Source organism: Microbacterium sp. NPDC089190 (genome assembly GCF_040701795.1).
Classification (GTDB): Bacteria; Actinomycetota; Actinomycetes; order Actinomycetales; family Microbacteriaceae; genus Microbacterium; species Microbacterium galbum.
Window position 1 is genome coordinate 736,134 of record NZ_JBFBHF010000002.1, and the last position, 16,229, is coordinate 752,362.

At 71.7% G+C, this 16,229-nt stretch carries 17 protein-coding genes; 11 read left to right on the plus strand and 6 right to left on the minus strand.

What is annotated here, in order from left to right; genetic code table 11:
• Positions 1–210 precede the first annotated feature (210 nt).
• From AB0230_RS09485 to AB0230_RS09500, 4 genes are all read left to right on the plus strand, one after another.
• Positions 211–621: a DUF4383 domain-containing protein gene (locus AB0230_RS09485; protein WP_315995172.1), complete on the plus strand. Its 411-nt coding sequence runs from the start codon at positions 211–213 to the stop codon at positions 619–621.
• Positions 622–623: 2 nt separating this feature from the next.
• The gene (locus AB0230_RS09490) at positions 624–1,148 is read left to right on the plus strand and encodes a hypothetical protein (RefSeq protein ID WP_315995173.1); all 525 of its coding nucleotides are present in this window, start codon (positions 624–626) and stop codon (positions 1,146–1,148) included.
• Between the two features lie 72 nt (positions 1,149–1,220).
• Positions 1,221–2,153: an oxygenase MpaB family protein gene (locus AB0230_RS09495; RefSeq protein WP_366375371.1), complete on the plus strand. Its 933-nt coding sequence runs from the start codon at positions 1,221–1,223 to the stop codon at positions 2,151–2,153.
• Positions 2,150–2,707, plus strand: a complete 558-nt coding sequence (locus AB0230_RS09500; protein WP_363390976.1) for a DUF1992 domain-containing protein — start codon at positions 2,150–2,152, stop codon at positions 2,705–2,707. Before AB0230_RS09495 ends, AB0230_RS09500 begins: the two co-directional genes overlap by 4 nt.
• A gap of 110 nt (positions 2,708–2,817) precedes the next feature.
• On the opposite strand, the gene AB0230_RS09505 is transcribed toward AB0230_RS09500, so the two are convergent.
• Entirely contained in the window at positions 2,818–3,648 is an 831-nt protein-coding gene (locus AB0230_RS09505) for an aldolase/citrate lyase family protein (RefSeq protein WP_363578241.1), read from the minus strand.
• The gene (locus AB0230_RS09510; RefSeq protein WP_315995177.1) at positions 3,645–5,093 is read right to left on the minus strand and encodes a cation:dicarboxylase symporter family transporter; all 1,449 of its coding nucleotides are present in this window, start codon (positions 5,091–5,093) and stop codon (positions 3,645–3,647) included. The genes AB0230_RS09505 and AB0230_RS09510 overlap by 4 nt, the downstream gene beginning before the upstream one ends.
• A gap of 136 nt (positions 5,094–5,229) precedes the next feature.
• On the opposite strand from AB0230_RS09510, the gene AB0230_RS09515 reads away from it, so the two are divergent.
• Positions 5,230–6,834 (plus strand): ATP-binding protein, encoded by a 1,605-nt coding sequence (locus AB0230_RS09515; RefSeq protein ID WP_366375493.1) that lies wholly within the window; start codon positions 5,230–5,232, stop codon positions 6,832–6,834.
• Positions 6,831–7,514 (plus strand): response regulator, encoded by a 684-nt coding sequence (locus AB0230_RS09520; RefSeq protein ID WP_315995178.1) that lies wholly within the window; start codon positions 6,831–6,833, stop codon positions 7,512–7,514. The genes AB0230_RS09515 and AB0230_RS09520 overlap by 4 nt, the downstream gene beginning before the upstream one ends.
• Positions 7,515–7,641: 127 nt before the next feature.
• Here AB0230_RS09520 and ald read toward each other — a convergent pair whose 3' ends face one another.
• Positions 7,642–8,727 (minus strand): alanine dehydrogenase, encoded by a 1,086-nt coding sequence (gene ald / locus AB0230_RS09525; RefSeq protein ID WP_366375374.1) that lies wholly within the window; start codon positions 8,725–8,727, stop codon positions 7,642–7,644.
• A 155-nt stretch (positions 8,728–8,882) separates the two neighbouring features.
• On the opposite strand from ald, the gene AB0230_RS09530 reads away from it, so the two are divergent.
• Together AB0230_RS09530 and AB0230_RS09535 are read left to right on the plus strand one after the other, a co-directional pair.
• The gene (locus tag AB0230_RS09530; RefSeq protein WP_315995180.1) at positions 8,883–9,356 is read left to right on the plus strand and encodes an Lrp/AsnC family transcriptional regulator; all 474 of its coding nucleotides are present in this window, start codon (positions 8,883–8,885) and stop codon (positions 9,354–9,356) included.
• Positions 9,357–9,438: 82 nt separating this feature from the next.
• Complete coding sequence (locus AB0230_RS09535; protein WP_366375376.1) at positions 9,439–10,353, plus strand: hypothetical protein; 915 nt, start codon at positions 9,439–9,441, stop codon at positions 10,351–10,353.
• 4 nt (positions 10,354–10,357) lie between these two features.
• Here the strand turns inward: AB0230_RS09535 and mmuM are convergent, their stop codons facing one another.
• From mmuM to AB0230_RS09550, 3 genes are all read right to left on the minus strand, one after another.
• Complete coding sequence (mmuM, locus tag AB0230_RS09540; RefSeq protein WP_363390990.1) at positions 10,358–11,215, minus strand: homocysteine S-methyltransferase; 858 nt, start codon at positions 11,213–11,215, stop codon at positions 10,358–10,360.
• Positions 11,212–11,718 (minus strand): MarR family transcriptional regulator, encoded by a 507-nt coding sequence (locus tag AB0230_RS09545; RefSeq protein WP_315995183.1) that lies wholly within the window; start codon positions 11,716–11,718, stop codon positions 11,212–11,214. The genes mmuM and AB0230_RS09545 overlap by 4 nt, the downstream gene beginning before the upstream one ends.
• Before the next feature lie 151 nt (positions 11,719–11,869).
• Positions 11,870–12,868, minus strand: a complete 999-nt coding sequence (locus AB0230_RS09550) for a LacI family DNA-binding transcriptional regulator (protein ID WP_366375380.1) — start codon at positions 12,866–12,868, stop codon at positions 11,870–11,872.
• A 175-nt stretch (positions 12,869–13,043) separates the two neighbouring features.
• Here AB0230_RS09550 and AB0230_RS09555 point away from each other — a divergent pair, with 175 nt between their 5' ends.
• From AB0230_RS09555 to AB0230_RS09565, 3 genes are read left to right on the plus strand one after another with little or no spacing between them, the layout of a single operon-like run.
• The gene (locus tag AB0230_RS09555) at positions 13,044–14,330 is read left to right on the plus strand and encodes an extracellular solute-binding protein (RefSeq protein WP_366375382.1); all 1,287 of its coding nucleotides are present in this window, start codon (positions 13,044–13,046) and stop codon (positions 14,328–14,330) included.
• A gap of 11 nt (positions 14,331–14,341) precedes the next feature.
• Positions 14,342–15,355: a sugar ABC transporter permease gene (locus AB0230_RS09560; RefSeq protein ID WP_315995186.1), complete on the plus strand. Its 1,014-nt coding sequence runs from the start codon at positions 14,342–14,344 to the stop codon at positions 15,353–15,355.
• Positions 15,352–16,227 (plus strand): carbohydrate ABC transporter permease, encoded by an 876-nt coding sequence (locus tag AB0230_RS09565; RefSeq protein ID WP_366375384.1) that lies wholly within the window; start codon positions 15,352–15,354, stop codon positions 16,225–16,227. The genes AB0230_RS09560 and AB0230_RS09565 overlap by 4 nt, the downstream gene beginning before the upstream one ends.
• The last annotated feature ends 2 nt before the right edge of the window (positions 16,228–16,229 follow it).

Genomic DNA, 16,229 nt, shown 5'->3' on the forward strand with positions numbered 1-16,229 from the left:
AATTGCAATCCCCATCATCGGTGTGGGGGCGCGACCTATGGTCGACTCTGTTGCGGAGGGCCTCGGAGAGTACTCGGGGGCCTTCTGTCGTATCCGGGGTTCTACCCGATCGTCGCCCCGGAATGCAAAGCCCAATCCGATCGGCGCATTGTCTCCGAAGATGGTGGAGAGCGACCGGACGGTCGCTGCCAACAATCTGGGAGGTTCATCATGAGCTCGTCACCCAACCGCATCGTGGCCACCGTCTTCGGCGCTGTCTACCTGCTCGTCGGTCTGCTCGGCTTCGCCGTCACGGGCGGCGTCGGATTCATCGCGACCGAGGGCGGGCTTCTGCTCGGTATCTTCGCGGTCAACCCGCTGCACAACATCGCGCACCTCCTCATCGGTGCCGCGCTGCTGATCGCCGGTCTCGCGAACGCCCGCGCCGCGAAGGGCGTCAACACCACCGTCGGAGCCGTCTACCTGCTCCTCGGTATCGTCGGCTTCTTCCTCGTCGGCACGGCCGCCAACATCCTCGCGCTGAACACGGCCGACCACTTCCTGCACCTTGCCAGCGCGGTCGTGCTGCTGGGTGTCGGCCTCGGCACCGAGCGCAACGTCCCCCGCACCGCGGCGGTCTGAACATGAACGCCGCGACCTTCGTGCGGTCGTGGCCCTCCGTATCCGCGTGGGGGGCCGGCCTCATCACCGCTGCCCTCGGCGCGGGTGCGATCGTCCGTTCCGATTCCGGGGCCCTCGCAACGGGCCTCGGGATCGGGATGGTGATCCTCGGTCTCGCCTCCCTGGTCTGGGGGGCCGCGACCCTGTCGACGGGACGCCTCGTCGTCCCGCGCCTCGCCCTCGCGGGCGCCCTGTCGGCGATCGCCCTCTCCACCGCCCTGATGTTCGTCGCCTCGGCGCACACCAGCATCATCGGCGTCGCGGCGGGCTCGGTGCTGCTCGTCGTCGTGGGTGCGACCTCGGCCATCCATCTGCGTCGACGCGGCCAGCGCGCGACGCGCACCGCCCAGCCGATGAGCGTCACGGGACTGCTCGTCGCCGCGGCCGTGATCGCCGTTCTCGTCACTCCTGCCCTCGGCGCGACGCAGGATGCCGTCCTGCTCCGCGATGACGGCACCGTGCCGGTCGTCACGCACGACGGACACTGACCGCCCTTCCGGGAAGCATCGACGTCGAACTCTTCCCGAGCCCACCCGCTCAGACGGTGGCACGCTGGAACGGTGACCGACGCGACCTTCCCCTCCGTCCCCGGCTGGATCGCGAGCCTGCGCGGCAAGATCCTCATCGCTCTGGCGGGGGACCCGACCGGCATGGCGCCGTACGTCCGCGCGATCGCCGACGGCGACGACACCGGGTACTTCGTTGAGAACGGCCCCGCGTGGACGGTGCATGCGGGAATGGGCACGCTCGTCGCCGGCATCCGGGCCCTCCTTCTCCAGGCGTTGCACCCGGGTGCGCTCGCGGGCGTGCACGACTGGTCGCGCTACCGCGAGGATCCCATCGGCCGGCTGACCGGCACGGTGCGCTGGGTCATCACCCTGACCTACGGCTCGCGGACGCAGGCGGATGCCGAGACCCGGCGCGTCGGCAGGTTCCACCAGCGTGTGAAAGGCGAGTACCGCGCCGGTGACGGCAGCGAGCGGGCCTACACCGCCGAAGCGGCCGACCTGGTGCGGTGGGTGCACCTGGCCTTCACCGACGCCTTCCTCGCCGGACACGAGGTGTCGAAGAAGCCCATCCCCGGCGGACCCGACGCCTACGTCGCCGATTGGGCGACCGCGGGTCGGCTGATGCGGGTGGTCGACCCTCCCCGCACGCGCGCGGCGTTGCGCGCCGAGATCGACGGGTTCTGGGAGCGCGGGGAACTCCGCGGCGACGAGAGGGTCGCCGAGGTGGTGCGGTTCCTGCGCAAGCCGCCGTTCCCCGGCTTGATGGGCCTGTCGTATCGCGTGCTGTTCGCCGCCGCCGTCGCCACGATCCCGCGGAGGTATCGCAAGATGCTCGGCGTGCGACGATGGCCGCTGCCGGTGCTGGCGCTGACGCGGTTCGTCCTGCGCGTCACCGAGCGCGCTCTCGGCTCCGGCCCGCGGGCGCAGGACATGGCCCGGCAGCGCCTCGCCCGGTTGGAGCGTGACGGTCGGGAGGCCGCGTGAGCGACGACGCCCGCCAGGCCGCCGAGCGCTACCGGCTCGACCGCGAGCTGCGCGACGCCGGACTCGAGCCGGCACCCGCGGAGCCGACCGGCCCCGCACGCGGGTCGACGGCCGCCGAACGAGCGGCGTTCGTCGAGACGTCGATCCAGCAGGCGATCCGGCGCGGCGAGTTCGACGACCTCCCTGGAGCGGGCAAGCCCCTGGACCTCGGATCCTCGCACGATCCCGACTGGTGGATCCGCCGCAAGATCGAGACCGAGCAGCTGACGGGCCTCGGGCCTCCGGCGCTGACGCTGCGCGTCGAGCACGCCGAGATGGACGAACGCCTGGATGCCATCGCGCGCGAGCCCGACGTGCGCGAGGCGGTCGAGGATTTCAACCGGCGCGTGATCGAGGCGCGCCGCCAACTGCAGGGCGGGCCCCCTGTCGTGACGCCCACGGTGGACGTGGATGCCGTCGTGGCAGCCTGGAATGATCGACGTCGCGCGCGCGAGGAGGCGGCCGCCGTGGCCGCTCCCCCACCGCGGCGCCGATGGTTCCGGCGCGGGCGGTGACGTCGCGGTCCCTTCCACAGGCTCAGGGACCTGGAATGGCGCGAGGACCGGCGGCGCGAGGTGGCTGAGCCCGCCGAAGCCACCGGGGCGGCGGCACGGACCGCCGCTGATCAGAGGGCGGCGAGAGCCTCGGCGCGGGCGACCAGGGCCCGCGCGCGAGCGAGGGTCGGTGCGTACGAGCCGTCGACCGGACCGTCGGGAGTGGTCGACAGCAGCGACCGGGCCGCCTCCACCTCGACGGGCGCGGGTGTGAAGCCGGCGTGGGCGCCGGGGATCGCGGCATCCTGGAGCGCGAGCGTGCCGGTGAAACCCATCGCGGCGGCATGGCGTGCCGCGTCGTGCGCCTGATCGATCGGACCGCACGGACCGTCGATGGGGCCCGCGATGCCCGCAGCCGCCGACGCGACGACGAGCTGCGCACGCGGCCACGACAGCGCGATGCGCTCGGCCGACATGCCGGTGTCGCGGCGGAAGTCGCCGGTGCCGAACGCCAGGCGGCGGGTCGCGGGGTGCGCGGCGATCGCCGGGGCTTCCAGCAGCGCGGCCGCCGATTCGACCATCGCGACGATCGGGGTGCCCGCCGGCAGGGAGGCGGCGACGTGCGCGACATCGGCCGGGCCCGCGCACATGGCGAGGACCACGCCGGCGAGGCGGGCGTCGAGCTCGCGACCGAGCGCCAGGTCGGCCTGGCCGTCGCGGGTCCCGGCGGCGCTGATGCGCAGCCAGACCGGAGCCTCCGCGGCGGCGCGACGGGCCCGATCGCGCCCCTCCGCCTTGCGGGCGGCGGGCAGGCCGTCCTCCAGATCGAGGACGAGCACGTCGGCGTCGGTCTCGAGGTCGCCCGCGAGCGGCGAGCGCAGCATCCACGTGCGCGCCAGCTCGACGCGCGCAGGGGCGGGGGCGGCCGAAGCCGCCCCCGCCGAGATGTGCGCAAGACTCACGAACGGCTCCGTGCGGCCGCCTCCGCCTCCGCCTGTGCGCGGAAGGCGTTGAGCGCCTGGGTGTCGACGGCCGCGGGGCCGGCGCCGACCTCGGTCGACGCCTGCTCCTTGGCATCCGCCGCCGGCGTCGCCGAGTGGTCGTGGCCGGTGAGGAGGGTCTCGTCGAAGGGGATCTGCCCCGCGAGCACCTCGCGCACCCGCTGTCCGTCGTACTGCTTCGTCCAGGCGCCGATGAGGAGGGTCGCGACGGCGTTGCCGGTGAAGTTGGTGACCGCGCGGGCCTCCGACATGAAGCGGTCGATGCCGACGATGACGCCGACGCCGTTGACGAGATCGGGACGGTAGGCCGACAGGCCGCCCGCGAGGGTCGCGAGGCCCGCACCGGTGACACCGGCCGCACCCTTGGAGGCGATGATCATGAAGATCAGCAGACCGATCTGCTCGGGGATCGACATCGGCGCGCCCATCGCGGTGGCGATGAACAGCGAGGCCATCGTCAGGTAGATCGCGGTGCCGTCGAGGTTGAACGAGTACCCGGTCGGGACGGTGATGCCGACCACGGGCTTCGAGACGCCGAGGTGCTCCATCTTCGCGATGAGGCGGGGCAGCGCGGCCTCGGACGACGAGGTGCCGACGATGAGGAGGTACTCGCGGCCCAGGTACTTCATGAGAGAGAAGATGTTGACCCGCGTGACGGCGTAGAGCAGTCCGCCGAGGACGATCGCGATGAACAGGAAGCACGTGAGGTAGAACGAGCCCATCAGGATGCCGAGGCTGACGACGGCGCCGAAGCCGGTCTTGCCCACCACCGCGGCGATGGCACCGAACGCGCCGATGGGAGCCAGCCACAGGATCATGCCGAGGATGCGGAACACGAGCACCTGGAAGTTGCGGATGCCCTCGACCATGCGGGCCCCGCGCTCGCCCATGCCCTGCAGGGCGAAGCCGCAGAGGAGGGCGATGAAGAGCACCTGGAGGATGCTGCCGCCGGTGAACGCCGAGAAGAACGTCGTCGGGATGATGCCCAGGATGAAGTCCTGCGTGGTGGTGGCCTCGGGGACGGCGTCGTACGCCGCGCTGCCGATGTTGAGGCCCTCGCCGGGGTGGATGATGTTGCCGACGAGCAGGCCGATGCCCAGGGCGAAGGTCGACATCACGAGGAAGTAGCCCAGCGCGAGGCCGCCGATCTTGCCGACCGTCGAGGCCTTCGCGATCGAGCCGATGCCGACCACGATCGTGCAGAAGATGACCGGGGCGATCATCATCTTGATGAGGTTGACGAACCCCTTGCCGACCGGCTCGAGGCCGACGGCGAACTGCGGGGCGACGAGGCCGACGATCACGCCCGCCACGACGGCGACGATGACGGCGATGTAGAGCCAGTGGTTGCGATCGATCTTCTTACGCGGTCGACCGTCGCGAGTGGTGCGGAGTGAGAGAGCCATCAGCGCCTATCCCTTTCCTAACGTCTTCGTTGTCCGGCGGGATCGCCGGAGTGGATGACATGACTGTGGTCGAGGGCGAACCGATCGGCGATTTGTGGTCGTATTGTTCACGCAGGCGCGACGAAGGGCGGTGGACATGCGACTGAGCGTGGGTGGGCGACTGGCCCTGGTGTCGCTCGGCGTCGTCGTCCTCGTCGCCGGCGTCCTCGCCGCGCTGCTGTCGGTGCAGCTCAGCGACTCCGGTCAGCGCGAGGCCGAGAAGGTCACGCGCTCGGTCGCCGAGACGATCGCGCACGAGCCCGACGTGGCATCCCTCGCCGCCGCCGGCGACTCCGAGCGTCTGCAGCCGATGGTCGAGCAGATCCTCGCCGAGACCGACGTGTCGTTCGTCACGATCATGACGCCCGACGGCATTCGCCTCACGCACCGCAACCGTGCGGAGATCGGCCTGCCGTACATCGGCTCGCGCGACGAGGCGCTCGCCGGTCGGACGTTCACGGAGGTGTACGAGGGCACGCTCGGCCCGTCTGTGCGCACCATCGCGCCGATCCGCGACAACGGCGACGAGGAGGGCGCGATCGTCGCCCTCGTCTCGGTGGGGGTCACCCTCGGCGCCGTGCAGCAGGACATCGCCGCCCGCGCTCCGCTCATCGTGCTGGCATCCGCCGCCATCGTCGGACTCGGCGTGCTGGGGGCGCTGTACGTGCGCCGCAGCGCGCGCCGCGTGACGGGGTCGTACACGCCGGGGGAACTGTCGCGCCTGGTCGAGAGCTACGAGACCGTGCTGCACTCGCTGCGCGAGGGCCTCGTCGTCACCGACCGCTCCGGGCGCATCGTGCTCTACAACGACGAGGCCGCCGACCTGCTGGGTCTTCCCCCGGCGACGGCCGGGCAGGTCTCTCTCGACCCGCGGGATGCCGAGATGGATGCCGCTCTGGCCGAGGCCATCGCGACGGGACGCCGCATGGTCGAGGAGACCGTCGTGAACGGCGACCGCGTGCTGCTGGTCAACCAGGAGGAGGCGCGCGACCTCACCGGCCGCCGCGCTCCCGCCCGCGGGCAGGTCATGACGCTGCGCGATCGGTCCGAGCTGCAGGCGCTCCTCGGGGAGCTCGAGGGCGTGCGCACCCTCAGCGACACCCTGCGGTCGCAGACGCACGAGCACGGCAACCGCCTCCACGCACTGCTCGCGCTGCTCGAACTGGGCCGCGTCGATGATGCGCGGCGCCTGATCGTGGCATCCACCGGGGAACGCCAGGAGCTGGCGGATCGTCTCGTGTCGCACGACGAGGGAGCGATCGTGGTGGCGCTGCTGCTGGGCAAGCTCGACGAGGCGGCCGAGCGCGGCGTGCGGCTCGACCTCGACGTCGCCGAGCCCACCCCCTCGCTGCCGCTCGCCCCGGAGGAGGCCGTCACGGTCGTCGGCAATCTCGTCGACAACGCCCTCGATGCCGCCGCCGCCGGGGCCGAACCCCGCTGGGTGCGCGCCACGCTGCGCGAGAACGGCGACGACGTCGTGATCGAGGTGTCCGACGGAGGCGCGGGGTTCGACCCGACGCTGGAGGATCCGTTCGCGTTCGGCTCCTCGACGAAGACCGCCCACGCGCCCGGCGGTCGGGGCGTCGGCCTCGCCCTGGTGCGCGACATCGTGGCCGCCCGGGGCGGGACGCTGCAGGTGAGGGCGGACCCCACGACGGTCCGCGTCTTCCTCCCGGCGGTCGCCGAGGCGGTGACCGCGTGATCCGCGTGCTCGTCGTGGACGACGACGCCCTCGCGCTCGAGCTGCACAGCGCCTACGTCGCGCGCGTGCCCGGCTTCGAGGTGGTCGGGCAGGCCGCCGGCGCCCGCGCGGCGCTCACGGCGCTGAGCGAGCCGGACCGCCGCATCGACCTCGTGCTGCTGGACATGACGATGCCCGACGGCGCCGGCCTCGACGTCGCGCGGCGGGCACGCGCGATGGGCTCGCGCGCCGACATCATCGCCGTCACCGCGGTGCGCGATGCGGAGACCGTGCGCGCGGCCGTGTCGATCGGCGTCGTTCAGTACCTCATCAAGCCCTTCACCTTCGGCGCCTTCCGGGAGCGGCTCGAGGGGTATCGCGCCTACGTCGAGGGACTCGACCGTGCGGCGGGCGACGCCACGCAGTCCGAGGTCGACGCCCTGCTCGGCTCACTGCGCACGGTCACCTCCCCCGCCCTGCCGAAGGGCCTCAGCGACGCCACGCTGCAGGCCGTCGCCGAGCGCGTGCGCACCACGGCGGGCGCCGTCTCCTCGACCGAGGTCGGCGAGAGCGAGGGCATGTCGCGGGTCACCGCGCGGCGCTACCTCGAGCACCTCGCCGACGTCGGCCGCGTCCGTCGCGAGCCGCGCTACGGCGGCCAGGGTCGCCCCGAGATCACGTACGCGTGGGTGCGCGGCTGAGCTGCCGGGCGTCCGCCATCTCCGTGCGCGCATAAGGCCGGGTGCCGGGTGTCCGAAACACCCGGACGGTTTCGAGATCCGTCCGGGTGTCGTGGACACTCGATCAGGGTCGGAGGCGCCGCGAGGCTCAGAGGTCGAAGGCGGCGCGGACGCCCTCGTTCACCACGACGCCCGCGCGCACGTTCAGGCCCTTGGCGAGGGCGGGATCGGCGGATGCCGCGGCCTCCCAGCCGGCGTCGGCGATGCGCGTGACATAGGGCAGGGTGGCGTTGGACAACGCGCGCGTGGAGGTGTGCGGGACGGCGCCGGGCATGTTGGCGACGCAGTAGTACAGCGCGTCGTGCACGCGGAACGTGGGCTCGTCGTGGGTGGTGGGGCGCGACCCCTCGAAGCAACCGCCCTGGTCGATCGCGATGTCGACCAGCACCGAACCGGGCTTCATCGCCGCCACCATGTCGTCGGTCACGAGCTTGGGCGCGGCCGCTCCCGGGATGAGCACCGAGCCGATCACGAGGTCGGCGTCGGCGAGCTGCTCCGCGATCTCGAGGCGCGTCGATGAGCGGGTCTCGATCGCTCCGCCGAAGCGCTCCTCGAGCTGACGGAGCTTCGCCAGGGAGATGTCGACGACCGTGACGCGCGCGCCGAGACCGAGGGCGTTGGCGGCGGCGTGCTCGCCCGCGACGCCACCGCCGATGACGACGACCTTCGCGCGCGGGGTGCCGGGGACGCCGCCGGGAAGGAGCCCCCGCCCGCCCGAGGCGCGAAGGAGGTGGTGCGCGCCCTCGATGATCGACAGACGACCCGCGACCTCGCTCATCGGCGCGAGCAGCGGCAGGGCGCGGTCGGCGGTCTGCACGGTCTCGTAGGCCACGGCCGTGGTGCCCGCCGCCATCAGGGCGTCGGTGAGGGGGCGGTCGGCCGCGAGGTGCAGGTAGGTGAAGAGGGTGAGATCGGGACGGAGGAAGCCGTACTCGGGAGCGATGGGCTCCTTCACCTTGACCAGCAGTTCGGCGCGCGCCCACGTCTCGTCGGCCGTCGCGACGATCTCCGCCCCGGCTACGGTGTACTGCTCGTCGGAGAACCCGCTGCCCTCCCCCGCTCCGGCCTGCACGAGCACCTCGTGTCCGCGGTGCACGAGGGCGTCGACCCCCGCCGGCGTCATCGCGACGCGGTTCTCGTTGTTCTTGATCTCGGTCGGCACGGCGACGCGCATGGGTTCCTCCTCGAGCGAATGAGCGTTGCCGGAAGAATCGCAGAAAGATGTATTTCCGTGGTGTTTCCCCGCAGATCATTCGGTGCAGTTCGCCTGAACACGCGTATCATCGGCGCGGACGGGCTCGCCGGGAGTCCTCACGCGAAGGATCTGCGATGGCCGACGACGATCTCCACCCGCTCGACGCCCGCATCATCGAGCTGCTCTCCGCCGACGCCCGGATGACGAACGCCGCCCTCGCTGAGACGCTGGGGGTCGCGGCATCCACCGCCCACGCGCGACTGCGCGCCTTGGTCGATCGCGGCCTCATCACCGGCTTCCACGCGGCCGTCGACCAGAGCAGGCTCGGACGCGGGCTCCAGGCGATCGTCGGGGTGACGCTGCGACCCGGCCAACGACAGGAGAGCATCCGGGCGTTCGCGCACGAGGTCCGCCGCCACCCCGACGTCATCCAGCTGTTCTTCCTGGGCGGCGCCGACGACTTCCTCGTGCACATCGCCGTGGACGACTCTTCGGCGGTGCGCCGCTTCGTCGTCGATCACCTCTCGGCGCGGCACAGCGTGGCATCCACCCGCACGAGCATCATCTTCGAGTACCACCGCAACGCGCTCGCCGCCGATTTCGACTGAGCCGCGCGGGCTCGCGAGTCAAGCCCGGGCACCGCACGTCGGGGCGCGCACCGGAGCGAGCATGATGGCCGGGGAGGTCCCCATGGTGCTGTCGATCGGACTCGCGGTCATGTGCGTCGCGCTCGGCGTGAGCATGATCGGCGTGATCCTGCCGCAGCTCGGCAGCCGCGTGCCCCTGCACTTCTTCCTCCGGGTGACCTCGATGGCGGGCGTGCTGGCCGTGGGCTCGACGGCGATGTACGTGCTGGCGTTCCAGGGCGGCGGCCCCGTCGCCCTGACGATGGCCTCCACCGCGATGGTCCTCGCCCCCGCGATGCTCTGCATCGCCGTGAGCCCGCCCCGGTCGCGGCGCGTGCGGGCGCTCGTAGCGTTCGCGGTCGTCCTCGCGCTCACCGTGGGGATCACCACGACCGCGCTCGAGGCGTCGGCGGCGCTCACGGTGCGCATCCTCGCGGTCGCCGCGGCGTGCGGGCTGTGCGCCGTGCTCAGCGCGCGGGCGCGCACCATCCCCCGGCGCTCGGCGATCGTGCTGGCGGCGACGACGGGAGGCTTCGCCGCGTACTCGCTGCTACGGGTGGCCGTGTCGCTCAGCCCTCTCGCGGGCACTCCTCTGGACCGCATGCTGTTCTCCGTCGAGGCCACGGGGGTCGCCGCGACGGCGTCGGTGCTGCTGACCGGCCTCGCGGTGGTCCTCGTGCGCCGCTCTCCCACCCTCGGCGGGCCGGATCGCTCCTCCGCCTGGACGCGAGTGGCGTTCGACGACTGGTCGCGGGCCCGCACCGACCTCGGCATCGACGGGCTGCTGGCCCTGCTCACCGAGCTCCGCATGGCCGCGCGCGAGGTCGACCCGTCGGCGGTCGACGTGTACCGCGGCGTCGAAGTACGGCGACCGTCGGCGCTCCCGGCCGTGCGCTCGCGCCTGCGCGACGGTTACGGCTGGCGCGCCGCGCAGCTCTCGCTGCTGACGGAGAGCGCCGACGCACCCCGCGGATCGTGAGCTGTCAGCCGCGGACCGCCGCGGCGATCGCGGCGATGTCGGCCGGCGTCGAGCGGCAGCACCCGCCGACCAGGCGAGCACCGGCGGCGACCCACGACGGCGCGTCATCGGCGAGCGGGGCCGTCCCACCGTGCCACGTGCGGGTGGCGGCATCCCAGGTCTCCCCCGTATTGGGGTAGACGACGAGCGGGATGTCGGGCGCCCCGGCGAGCGCGCCGGGCACGCTGTCGGGAGCGCAGCAGTTGACGCCGACCGCGACGACGGAGCGGACGGATGCCGCGGTCCGCAGCGCCGATGTGAGCGACCCGGTTGCCGAGAACCCGGTGCTGTCGGCCGAGAGACTGACGAACGCGGGGACGTCGAGGTCGGCGAGTTCGAGGGCCAGGGCCTCCACCTCGAGGGGAGACGGGATCGTCTCCACGGCCAGCACGTCGGCGCCGGCGTCGGCGAGCACGTGCAGGCGCCGGCGGTGCGCGTGCCGGAGCTCGGCGAGCGTCAGACCGTAGGCGCCGGTGTACTCGCTGCCGTCGGCGCGGAGCGCGCCCACCGGCCCGACGGATGCCGCGACCACGGCCTCGCCCGCGTCTCTGGCGAGCGACACCGAACGGCGCAGGAGCGCCTCGACGTCGTCATCCGGGATCTCGCCGGCGAAACCGAGCTGGTACGACGCGGTGATGACGACCTCGGCGCCCGCGTCGATGAAAGCCGCGTGCGCCGCGCGCACCTCGGCGGGATCGTCGCGCAGCACCCGCGCCGACCACAGCGCCGACGTCACGTCGTTGCCCCGCGCCTCGAGGAGGGTGCCGAGACCCCCGTCCAGGACGACGGGGCGGCGGGCGAGGGTGTCGACGAGGTCGATCACGCCTCGTGCGTCTCGCCGGCGGCGAGCACGCGCAGCGCGCTCGCGAGCAGGGCCTGATCGGCGCGACTGACGTCGCGCAGCGCCTCGGCCTCGAGGCGCACGAGCTCGGTCATCGCGGCATCCACCCGTTCGATCCCCTCGGGGGTGATCGCCACGAGGATCGCCCGCCCGTCGGACGGGTTCGGGCGGCGGTGCACGAGACCGCGGTCGGCGAGCTTGTCGAGGCGGTTGGTCATGGCCGCGCTGCCGATCATGGTGGCGGTGATCAGGCGCGTGGCGCTCAGTTCGGTGCCGGCGCGGCGGAGCACCGCGAGCACGTCGAACTCCCACACGGCGATCCCGGCGCTCGCGAACGCCTTCGCGCGCAGCTTCGACAGGTGGAAGGCGGCGCGGCGCAGCCGCGACATCACGTCGAGGGGCGTCAGGTCGACCTCGGGAAGCAACTGCGACCACGCGTCGATGAGGAGGTCGACCTCGTCGTCCTTGCTGCTCGCGGTAGGCATTCTTCGACGGTACCGGAGCCGCGGGGTGGTGCGGCGCGCGGGGCGCGGTGTGGCGCCGGGCGTCTCCCCGTCGAGTGTCCCGGCCTCGCCGCGCCATCGCGCGGGATGCGGCGTGTCGTGGACACTCGACGAGGGGTGCGGGGAGCGCGGCTCAGCGGGTGCGCGGGGGCGCGGTCGTTCCGCGCGCGACGAGCCGCGTGGGCAGCTCGATGTGCGTCTCGGGCAGGTCATCGCCGGCGAGCAGCGCCAGGACCATGCGCACGGCCTCGGCGCCGAGCCGCTTCATCGGCTGACGCACGGTCGTGAGAGCAGGTTGGGCGCGCGCCGCCTCGGGCACGTCGTCGAAACCGACCACCGACAGGTCGTCGGGCACGTAAAGGCCGCGCTCGGCCGCGACCTCGACGATGGACAGCGCCGACAGGTCGTTCGCGGCGAACACCGCCGTGGGCGGGTCGGCGAGCGCCAGCATCTCGTGGGCGGCTTCGCGCGCGACGTCCTGCTCGTAACGACCGACCCCCACCAGCGCGGGGTCGAACGGGATGCCGGCGGCCGCGAGGCCGGCACGATAGCCCGACGCACGTGCCACCGCCGAGCGCAGGTCGGGACGCCCCGCGATGAAACCGATGCGGCGGTGCCCGAGTTGCACGAGGTAGTGGACGGCCTGCTGCGCGCCGGTGTAGCTGTCGGATTCCACGGTGGGGACGTCTCCGCGGCCGGTGTGCGGGTCGATCGCGACGATCGGCACCTCGCTCGAGACGTTGACCACCGTCGGGGTGACGATGATCGCGGCGTCGATCAGCGTGCCGCTCAACCGGCTGAGCGAACGGCGCTCCCACCCCTCGCCGTCGCGACGGGCACCCGTGTACGCGAGCAGGTCGTACCCCGTGTCGGACAGCGCTCCCCCGACGCCCTTGAGGATCTCGGCCGAGAACGGCTCGATGTCGGCCACGAGCACGCCGATCACGCCCGTCCGGCGCGATCGCATACTGCTCGCCACGAGGCTCGACTCGTACCCGAGGACTTTCACGGCCTCGAGCACGCGCCCGACGGTCTCGGGCGAGACGCCGTAGCGGCCGTTCACGGCCTTCGACACCGTGGCCACCGACACCCCGGCCGCCGCGGCGACGTCGTGGATGGTCGCTCGCCTCATGGCATCCGACCCTAGCGTGGAAATCATTTTCGAAAACGTTTGACGACCCTCCGGCGACGGGTGACACTGCTGACACCTCAGCGGGCCGCAGACCCCGGGGTGGTGAACGAACGGCACAGCAGCCGGAACCGACGCGTCTTCGGACGCACCTCGACGAAGAGAAACGGGACATCACATGAACACGCGCAAGATCATCGCCGGAGCGGCCCTCGCCGTCGCCGGCACCCTCGCCCTCGGCGGCTGCGCCGCCGGCGGGTCCGGCGGACAGAACGCCGACGGCAGCGTCACCCTGACGATGTGGCACAACTCCACCACCGGTGACGGCAAGAAGTACTGGGAAGACACCGCGGCCGCGTTCGAAGCCGCCAACCCCGGCGTCACGATCGAGATCCAGGCCCTGCAGAACGAAGAGGTCGACGGCAAGCTGCAGACCGCGCTGAACGCCGGCGACGCCCCCGACATCTTCATGGCCCGCGGTGGCGGCAAGCTCGCCGACATCGTCGCCGCCGGGCAGGCGATGGACCTCACCGACAAGATCACTCCCGAGGCGAAGGCCGCGCTGGGCACCTCCCTCGGCGCGTTCGAGGTGGACGGCAAGAACTACGGCATGCCCGTGGCCGTGCTCCCCTCCGGCATCTTCACCTCGCAGGATCTGCTCAGCGCCGCCGGCGTGACCGCGGCGCCCGCCACGATCGACGAGCTCGAGGCGGCGAACACCAAGATCCGCGCCACCGGCGTCGCCCCCATCGCCGTCGGGGCCAAGGACGCCTGGCCGGCCGCCCACTGGTACTACAATTTCGCCCTGCGCGCGTGCGCGAAGGACGTGCTCGACGCCGCTGCGCAGAGCCGCAGCTTCGACGACCCGTGCTGGATCGAGGCCGGCGAGAACCTGCAGTCGTTCCTCGCCACGCAGCCCTTCAACGACGGCTTCCTCACCACCGCCGCCCAGCAGGGTGCGGGTTCGTCGGCGGGCCTGCTCGCCAATCACCAGGCCGCGATGGAGCTCATGGGGGCCTGGAACCCCGGAGTGATCGCCTCGCTCACGCCCGACGAGCAGCCGCTCGCCGACCTGGGCTGGTTCCCCTTCCCCGAGGTCCCCGGCGGTGACGGGGAGGAAGGCGCCATCATGGGCGGCGTCGACGGGTACGCGTGCTGGGTCAACGCCCCCGCGCAGTGCACCGACTTCCTGAACTTCGCCGTCAACAAGGAGAACCAGGAGCGCTACGCCGACGCCTTCCAGACGATCCCCGCCTCGAGCGAGGCGACGGATGCCGTCACCACCCCCGCCCTCCAGTCCGCGCTGCAGGCGTACACCGACGCGCCCTACGTCTCGGTCTGGCTCGACACGCTGTACGGCCAGAACGTCGGCAACGCGCTCAACGTCGCCGTGGTCGACATGTTCGCCGGCAAGGGCTCGCCGGAGGGCATCGTCGACGCCGTCAACGCGGCCGCCTCGCGCTGAGGACACGGATCATGGCCACTCAGCTCGCCGCCTCGGCGGCCGACACCGGGTCTCGCCGCCCGGTCGAGGAGGGCGCCCGACGCGCCCCCTCGGCCGGGCGGCCGCCCGTGCGCCGGCGCCGCGAAGCCTGGCGTATCCGCGGCGAACTCGCGATCCTCCTCGGCCCCGCCCTCGTGGTGTTCGTGTCGTTCGTCATCCTCCCCGTCGCCCTGGCCGCCTACTACGGCTTCTACAAGTGGTCGGGCTTCGGCGCTCCCACCGACTTCGTCGGCATCCGGAACTACGTCACGATCCTCACCGACCCCGCCTTCCACGAGGCGCTCGGGCACAACGCCCTCATCGTGGTCGGCTCCCTCGTGCTGCAGGGACCGCTCGCACTCGGACTCGCCCTCCTGCTGAACCGCAAGATGCGCGCGCAGTCGCTCATCCGCGTGCTGATCTTCGTGCCCTACGTCATCTCCGAAGTCGTCGTCGGCCTCGGCTGGGGCCTCATGCTGCAGTCGGGCGGCGCCCTGAACGGTGCGCTCGAGAAGGTCGGACTGGGCGCGCTCCGCGCCGACTGGATCTCCGACCCGGCGCTGGCGATCTGGACGCTGCTGATCATCATCACGTGGAAGTACATCGGCTTCGCCGTGATCCTCTTCCTCGCCGGCCTCCAGGGCATCCCCGAGGAGCTCAGCGAGGCCGCCGCGATCGACGGCGCGACCTACTGGCAGATCCAGCGGCACATCGTGCTGCCGCTCATGGGGCCGACCATCCGCATCTGGGCCTTCCTGTCGATCATCGGCTCGCTGCAGCTGTTCGACCTCGTCTGGATCATCTGGGGCCAGTACGTCGCCTCGACCGCGGGCACCTCGACCATGGCCACCTACATGGTCGCGAACGGCCGCAATGCCGGCAGCTTCGGCTACGGCAGCGCCGTGGCCGTGGTGATGTTCCTCATCTCGCTGGCCGTCGCCCTCGTCTACCAGCGGTTCGTGCTGCGGCGCGACACCGCCGGCGCCCTCACCGGAGGTTCGAAATGACCGCCACCGCCACGCTCGTCACTCCGAAGGCTCCGCGTCGGGTCGCCGCGGGCTCGAAGCGCTCCACGAACATCATCGTGGCCTTCGTCGCCCTGCTGCTCATCGGCATGATGCTCGCGCCGGTCGTGTACATCATCCTCGGCGGCTTCCGCTCGAACGCCGAGATCACCGTCGATCCGGCCGGATTCCCGACCGCCTGGAACGGACAGAACTACCTCGACGTGCTCGCCAGCGGCGTCTTCTGGGGACAGGTGGGCAACTCCGCGATCACCGCGATCGCCACCACGCTCTTCGTCGTCGCCCTGGGTCTCATGGCCGCCTACGCCCTCGCGCGCTATCGCTTCCGCGGTCGGGGCATCGTGTTCGCGCTGTTCACCGCGGGGCTGATGTTCCCGATGACCGTCGCGATCACGCCGCTGTACATCCTCGTGCGCAACCTGGGTCTGATGAACTCCCTCGCGGGCGTCATCGTGCCGCAGATCGCCTTCGCGCTGCCTCTGACGATTATCATCCTGTCGCCGTTCCTCGCCGCCATCCCTCACGAGCTGCAGGAGGCGGCCTCGATCGACGGCCTGGGCCGGCTCGGGTTCTTCTGGCGCATGGTGCTCCCCCTCGCCGTCCCCGCGGTGGTGACGGTCGGCATCCTGGCCTTCGTCAACAGCTGGAACTCGTACATGCTGCCGCTGTTCATCCTCAACAACGAAGCCGCGTACACGCTGCCGCTCGGAACGCAGGCGTTCGCGTCGCAGTACTCCGTCGACACCGCCCGCGTGCTCGCGTTCACCTCGCTGTCGATGATCCCCGCTCTGCTGTTCTTCAGCGTTTTCGAGCGGCGCATCGTCGGCGGCCTCACCGGCGCCGTGAAGGGCTGACC